Source organism: Rouxiella sp. Mn2063 (assembly GCF_049319665.1).
GTDB lineage: Bacteria > Pseudomonadota > Gammaproteobacteria > Enterobacterales > Enterobacteriaceae > JBMOUD01.
This window is the reverse complement of record NZ_JBMOUD010000034.1, coordinates 1-5,679: the sequence shown is the minus strand read 5'-3', so window position 1 is coordinate 5,679 and position 5,679 is coordinate 1. Positions and strand designations below refer to the sequence as shown.

The following is a 5,679-nucleotide window of genomic DNA, read 5'->3' as shown; positions in this document are numbered from 1 at the left end:
CATAGTTACTCCAATTTGACACCCGGTATTTTTCCTGCTGCTATTGCATCGTATATTTCACCACAAATTCCTTGCAGTGGATGGCCGCAACGCCTTGGCGCAGAAGCCATAGCATGAATAGCTGCATCCCGCGCAACTTCTGCAGGTGAGCGGATAGGGCGGAATCGCATTCTCAACGGTTGAGATATTGACTCAGCCTTGCCGTTCTTAAGCCCGGTGAGTTCTATAACTATCGTGTGGCTTGACAGGTATCTAACCACCCCTCGTTCCCAAGGCGGGATTGGCTCTCCTCGATTTATGTGGGCGAATTCGCACTCAACCCCAACAGGCGGCAGGCCTTCGCCGTTCCATTCATTTACATCTTGCTCGGTGATGGGGCGGCGCTCGGCGATGAGATATTTCTCATCTTCACCCTTCAACTCTACCGCTGGTCCGCCGGCATAAGACGCCATGCCATTAGCATCTGCAAGCCATCTATACCCAAGGCATAAGTAAATTTTTACCACCCATTCCGGAGCCCCGTCGAACAACCTCTCATCACCGCTAACCATTTCAAATTTCATGAATAAACCCTCTGCTGCTTGAGCTTCTGCTCTTTTTCCCAATCGTCGCGACAATCTGAATCACAGAACGGCCCACGCTCTAATTTCTCATCGCAGTAGTGGCATGCGCCAATAAACGGCAGCGTTGCTTTATTCCGTGATGCCAGCGCCGCACTAATTCTCAACTGCTCTACTTCGCTTGCGTGATCTGCTATGTCAGCCATGTATAACTCCAATTTTTTTGGCAATAAAAAAGGCCGCTATTAGCGACCTGATTTGAGGTGGTGATATCACTCACTTTCGATTGTGATGCCAGCAGCTTTGAGCGATGTCTCGACTTCTTCGCGCTCAAGATAATCACCGCCGATGTGATAATCCTGCGCTTTCACACTGTCCGGCAGCTTAACAACCGGCTTTGGCGGGGCGGTGTATAGTGGCAGTGGGTGGGCAGGCTTATGCTCACCCCAGATGTAACCTGCGTGGCCAGCCGCTATAGCAAGAAGTGACCCTGAGCCTGTATACCCTACAGGCTCTTGCTCACTCTCAAGCTCAGCAATCCGCGCCTGTGCTGCTTCGACTTGGTCTAGCTTACTCAAAATAAGTCGAATTTCTTCCTGATCTAACCAGCCCCTTCCGCCATAGCATTCCATATGATCGAGCCGATCAGCCAATCTTTCACGCAAAGCTGCTATATCAACTGTCATGAGTTTGCTCCTTCAATATCATTACGACGCCATCACCGGATTTACGATTAATAAGACTGGACTCATCCACCACGTAGCCTTTTTCTTCGTACTGTTTAATCATCGCCTTCTCGGATTTCTCGCTTTCGCAAAATAACGTAGCCGTATACGCATAAGTCATGATGCCTTACCTCCAGCGCGTAGATTGGCGGCGTATTTGTACATAGCATCAACTTCGTGCCCGCCAATGTTATTTTCGCCCGCTAAGTCATCGGCGGCTTTTTCTATTGACTTCGCGCTTATCTTAGCAATAGCGGCGTCAGTGATCGGGGTTTTATTTTCAGATTCGAGCCACACGCCGTAGTGATAATCAAACATGCCAGTCGGGCTTCCGCACCCCCCAACCACATGGGATTCCATTACATCTCCGCACATGCAGTAGCTGTTGTCGGCGTTATTGATAATCTGAATTAGTTCCTGCAATCGCCCATTGCTCGCTACATTCTCAGCAACTAACCCCGTCACAAGCTCAATAACCTGCTGCGACACCGGGCCATCTCCCCATCCCAACGCATTAACAATGTTGTCAATCGTGAGTCGCAGTGACGAGTTTTCTGCTGCTAGTGATAGATAGTCTGCATATGCGACTAGATTTCCATTTTCGTCGGGGCCGTCAACCCCGACACTCCAGCGTTTAACTGTCATAGCGAATCTTCCTTATTTTTCAGCCAGATACACACGGCACCATCTTCGCTATCGTGAATTGAGCCAACAAACCATCCATCGCCTTTTATCCCAGATGGTTGCCATGTCGAGATGTCGTAACCATCACCGTGTTGATCAATCTCATCCTCATCGCGATATTCAGCTAGCCATTCCAGCCCCTTTTCTGTCGTCCAAGCATCAAACTCATTTGAAGAAATATACTCACGTCCGTCACAGAATTTCTCGTATTCCGGGTGGGTCCATTGTCCGTGCTCATCTCGCTGAACTTCAATTGCTTCAATTCTTGTGCTCATAATGTGTTCCTTGCAAAGAGGGTTAGTAAGAAAGGCCAAGCGATGCGGCCAATAGCTTTAGCCGCTCGTTTTCTTTCTCTGCGATTAGTTGGGCTTTGAATGCGTTTTTTTCGAGTCGGTTATCTGGAGTGATCCAGCCGCGCCGCTTGTAAAAATATGGAAGGGTGACGCGACCGACCCTGATTGAGTCGTAGATGCTTTTCATTCTTCACCTGTGCCATCCAGCACGCTGTATTCGGCACTTAAAACAGATGCGTTATCTTGATCGATGTCGGCCTCTGCTTTCTCGTCGAGAACTACAGCCGTTTGCATTTCTATGCTTACTGGTAGGTACTTGAACAAGCGACGAATGACAGTTTTCTTAGCCATCTCTTCCCAGTGTGTAACCCATGGGCCGCTGCCTGATGCTTTGCTGCCAGCTCGAACATTTTCAACTTGCTTGAAAGTCATTACTTCAAACTGGACGCCGCCGTCTTTTAGCTTGGCAACGGCGTAAACATGCGTGATTGGTGAGTCTTCGTTTTCACCAGGGCGATGTTCAAGCGTCTCATCGAGTCCGTATGAGAACTTGAAATCATCACCCTCACGAACTGTTCGTGCAGAGATGCTAACGATTTGCCCGGAACGTCGAGCTAGGTCGATCATCCCTCGGTACCCAATAATTAGCTGCACATCCTTGCTAACCACTTCCCACTTTCCTGTTTGTGGGTTCTTTTTGTTTTTATTGAACGGAAGAAGATATGCATGGCCTAACGAACCGCCCGGCTCCAGCCCAAGCTGTGAGCATTGAACTACAGAACCAACAAAACTTTGCTGGCTACATCCAGCTAGCTCTGGATTCTTGCGTATCTCAGTTGTGACGATGCGAATCATGCGATCAGCTGTCATATGTCGCGGGAGCGCGGCGGCCAGTTGATTTTTCATCGCCGGTTGATTCATGAATGAAACTAGTGTTTGTTCTGGCGTTTTTGCTGACGGAGGCTTTGGCGCCTGTGTTTTTTGTAGGTCTGCTGCCGCAATTGGTGGCTGGTTAGACATTCTTTAACTCCTTCGCCCAATAAGGCAGTGATAGCGTTGCTATGCCCGGCCACTCGTTGCGTGATTGGCATTCGGCATAAGTTGATAGATTTCTTTTGTACTCAGACCTGCCGGCGTCTTTGGCTTGCTGATCTAGAATGAAAACTTGCGTTGGATACCGCCCACAGTCTATTGACGTGCTGACGGCGAGAAATGCAAAGGTTGGCGTTTCGTTGAAGTGAGACTCATAACCGTCTGAGTAAAAAGGGTCTTGGACGTGGTACCGGTATTCATAAAACCCTTTAGAAAAACGGGCCATATCTGCCGTGCTTTTTACGTCGATACACCAGTTGAACTCAGTGATTATTTTGTCAGGGCGACACCGGCATAGAATGTCCGTTTCCTTGTCATTCCAAAATATGCTGCTCTCCGCCTCGCCTTGCGCCTCTAACATCCACCGTGCGATTGGGTGGGCTAGTGCGCTTCCCCTCATGAGTTGTAATTTCCTATTTTCATCATGAGCAATCGGCGTGATCCCTTCTTTCTCACAGCGTTCTAAGAATTCCTTTTCTTCCTGCTTCCCGGCACTGGTTCTACGGTTTACATCTGGCCCGATTTCAAATCTCTTGCTAAATTCATCCGGCTCAAGCAGTAGGCAGTGCAGGGCGGTACCCATATCGAGTGCCGCCGTTTTTTCCTCGTCCACCGGAGCATTTTTACGCCACTGGAATATTGCGGGGCTGATGGCTATATCGTCTAACTGCGATTTACTAATGCCCGGCCCGCTGTGATAGTCCTCATTCGATATATCGTAGTAGATTCCGGGTTCCATGCTAAAGCTCTCCCATCAATAATTTCATCGAATACTGTTCAGTCGCTTCGGCTTCGCAGATTTCCCAGATAAGGTTCTCGTAAGCCTCTTTAACTTTTTGGCTGGGATTTATGTCGAAAAAGAAGGTGTGCTGCTTAAATGGATTGGTGAACTCAGAAAGCTTTTCCGGGAACTCTTTCGTTAACTCATCGGCCCGCTTAATAATCCATTCGTCTTTATCCATGCCTGCTTGATGAACATCCCAGCGTTTTTGTTCAAGCCGGTCTTGCGTTAGATATGCGTTCATAGCGGGTCACCCTTAGCTGTGAGCATTTCAATAAGTTTCTGAAGCCAACTCTTTTGCGGAGGCGGGAAGCTGGCCGAGGTGACGCGGTGGGCCGGTGAGTGTTGGATTTTTAACAAATAGTTAGTAGAGCAGCCCGATGCGGACTGCCCGGCAATTGATAGTTGCATGGGCTTTTCCTGTGTTTGATTAGTTGATTTACTTACATGCCAAAACGTCAGCGCTTTGGGTTGTGAGCAATAAAAAAGCCGCACTAGGCGGCTGTGTTTTCCTCGCTTTCTCCTTCGCTATTCCGCTCTATAACCTCATCTGAATAGCCTTCATCGTCTAGATATGACATGATTTCATCCATACTCATCTCACCGAATGCAGCATCGACGAGTGACTTAAGAAAATTGCTTCTCTCCTCGCCATCGCGAATGTCAAACTTTATTGTTGCCTCTCCGTGACTTACCTTTACTTCACTCAATTTGTAAATCACTCCTGCTTTGCGAATATCAATTTCCATACTTATCTCCGTTAAAAAAATGGCCCACTAAGTGAGCCTAATAATTACAAGTTGATGGGCGCTTATCACGATGCGCACTCAGTGAATGCGCATAGGGAAGGGGCTACTTGTTGCGGGCCGCAAGCATGGCGTCGGCGTAGAAATAACTCCAGCGAACGATTCTTTGATAGGTATCCGTCTCCTTTGGTGCCCATCCAAAATCTTCAGGAACTGGCGGAGCCTTTGCTGCGAAGTAGTCACGCAATGTCATGCCATCTTCTTGGTACTGAAGAACGTTATTCTGCCCGTCATATTCCCACTGCTGTCGCGGGAAGGCCTGACCACCTGTTTCTTTGCTCATACTTCCTCCTCAACTCTCTCAATCTCAGGTTTACGCAAATAAGCCATCTCGTTAGAAATGGCTCGCGTAATTAGCTGGTAATGCCCAGCGCTTTGTTGATTGCTTGCTCAGCTATATGAATTGCCTCACCGTCTGCTGTAGGTAGCCACGGAAGTGCAAATTGAAGTGCTTTAAGCAGGTCTGGAGCTGCGCATATTAGCCTTGCGTTTGCTTCAGCCTCTTTCTTGCTTGTTTCGTTATCCGTCCATCCAGCCGAATACGCAACGTGGTAAGCCTTTTCTGGAGAATCTCCACCCGCATAGACAATATGCAAATCACCCTGAACTTCGAGGTCTGGCCGAAACTTAGATTGCCAGTTGCCCGGTGTACCTTTGAACTCTTTACTCATCTCTCACTCCTTATCGAGCAGTCATCACTTCTGACTGCTTGCGATGACCTGCGTTGTAGATGGCGAC

At 48.4% G+C, this 5,679-nt stretch carries 12 protein-coding genes and 1 pseudogene; all 13 read right to left on the bottom strand.

The annotated features are described in order from the left end of the window. Positions 1-5 precede the first annotated feature (5 nt). The 13 genes and pseudogenes from ACL9RG_RS22620 to ACL9RG_RS22560 all read right to left on the bottom strand — a co-directional run bounded on the left by ACL9RG_RS22620 (position 6) and on the right by ACL9RG_RS22560 (position 5,612). A complete protein-coding gene (locus ACL9RG_RS22620) occupies positions 6-563 on the bottom strand; it encodes a hypothetical protein (protein WP_422794901.1) in 558 nt (185 codons plus the stop codon). Further along, the gene (locus ACL9RG_RS22615; protein WP_422794900.1) at positions 560-766 is read right to left on the bottom strand and encodes a hypothetical protein; all 207 of its coding nucleotides are present in this window, start codon (positions 764-766) and stop codon (positions 560-562) included. The genes ACL9RG_RS22620 and ACL9RG_RS22615 overlap by 4 nt, the downstream gene beginning before the upstream one ends. Before the next feature lie 66 nt (positions 767-832). Next, positions 833-1,246, bottom strand: a complete 414-nt coding sequence (locus ACL9RG_RS22610; RefSeq protein ID WP_422794899.1) for a hypothetical protein — start codon at positions 1,244-1,246, stop codon at positions 833-835. Then, entirely contained in the window at positions 1,236-1,406 is a 171-nt protein-coding gene (locus ACL9RG_RS22605) for a hypothetical protein (protein WP_422794898.1), read from the bottom strand. Before ACL9RG_RS22605 ends, ACL9RG_RS22610 begins: the two co-directional genes overlap by 11 nt. After that, on the bottom strand, positions 1,403-1,930 hold the full coding sequence (locus ACL9RG_RS22600) for a hypothetical protein (RefSeq protein ID WP_422794897.1): 528 nt from the start codon (positions 1,928-1,930) through the stop codon (positions 1,403-1,405). The genes ACL9RG_RS22605 and ACL9RG_RS22600 overlap by 4 nt, the downstream gene beginning before the upstream one ends. Beyond that, the gene (locus ACL9RG_RS22595) at positions 1,927-2,244 is read right to left on the bottom strand and encodes a hypothetical protein (RefSeq protein WP_422794896.1); all 318 of its coding nucleotides are present in this window, start codon (positions 2,242-2,244) and stop codon (positions 1,927-1,929) included. Before ACL9RG_RS22595 ends, ACL9RG_RS22600 begins: the two co-directional genes overlap by 4 nt. Positions 2,245-2,266: 22 nt before the next feature. Then, complete coding sequence (locus ACL9RG_RS22590) at positions 2,267-2,449, bottom strand: DUF1317 family protein (protein ID WP_422794895.1); 183 nt, start codon at positions 2,447-2,449, stop codon at positions 2,267-2,269. Then, the gene (gene recT / locus ACL9RG_RS22585) at positions 2,446-3,282 is read right to left on the bottom strand and encodes a recombination protein RecT (protein WP_422794894.1); all 837 of its coding nucleotides are present in this window, start codon (positions 3,280-3,282) and stop codon (positions 2,446-2,448) included. Before recT ends, ACL9RG_RS22590 begins: the two co-directional genes overlap by 4 nt. Next, positions 3,275-4,093, bottom strand: a pseudogene (locus ACL9RG_RS22580) (PD-(D/E)XK nuclease-like domain-containing protein); the annotation flags it as partial. The gene recT and the pseudogene ACL9RG_RS22580, both read right to left, overlap by 8 nt. Before the next feature lies 1 nt (position 4,094). Continuing rightward, complete coding sequence (gamL, locus tag ACL9RG_RS22575; protein ID WP_422794893.1) at positions 4,095-4,379, bottom strand: host nuclease inhibitor GamL; 285 nt, start codon at positions 4,377-4,379, stop codon at positions 4,095-4,097. Positions 4,380-4,629: 250 nt separating this feature from the next. Next, positions 4,630-4,884, bottom strand: coding sequence for a hypothetical protein (locus ACL9RG_RS22570; protein ID WP_422794892.1), 255 nt, complete (start codon positions 4,882-4,884; stop codon positions 4,630-4,632). A gap of 103 nt (positions 4,885-4,987) precedes the next feature. Further along, positions 4,988-5,224 (bottom strand): hypothetical protein, encoded by a 237-nt coding sequence (locus ACL9RG_RS22565; RefSeq protein ID WP_422794891.1) that lies wholly within the window; start codon positions 5,222-5,224, stop codon positions 4,988-4,990. A gap of 70 nt (positions 5,225-5,294) precedes the next feature. Then, positions 5,295-5,612 carry a hypothetical protein gene (locus ACL9RG_RS22560; protein WP_422794890.1) on the bottom strand — a complete coding sequence of 106 codons (318 nt, stop codon included), beginning with the start codon at positions 5,610-5,612 and terminating at the stop codon, positions 5,295-5,297. Positions 5,613-5,679: the final 67 nt, after the last annotated feature.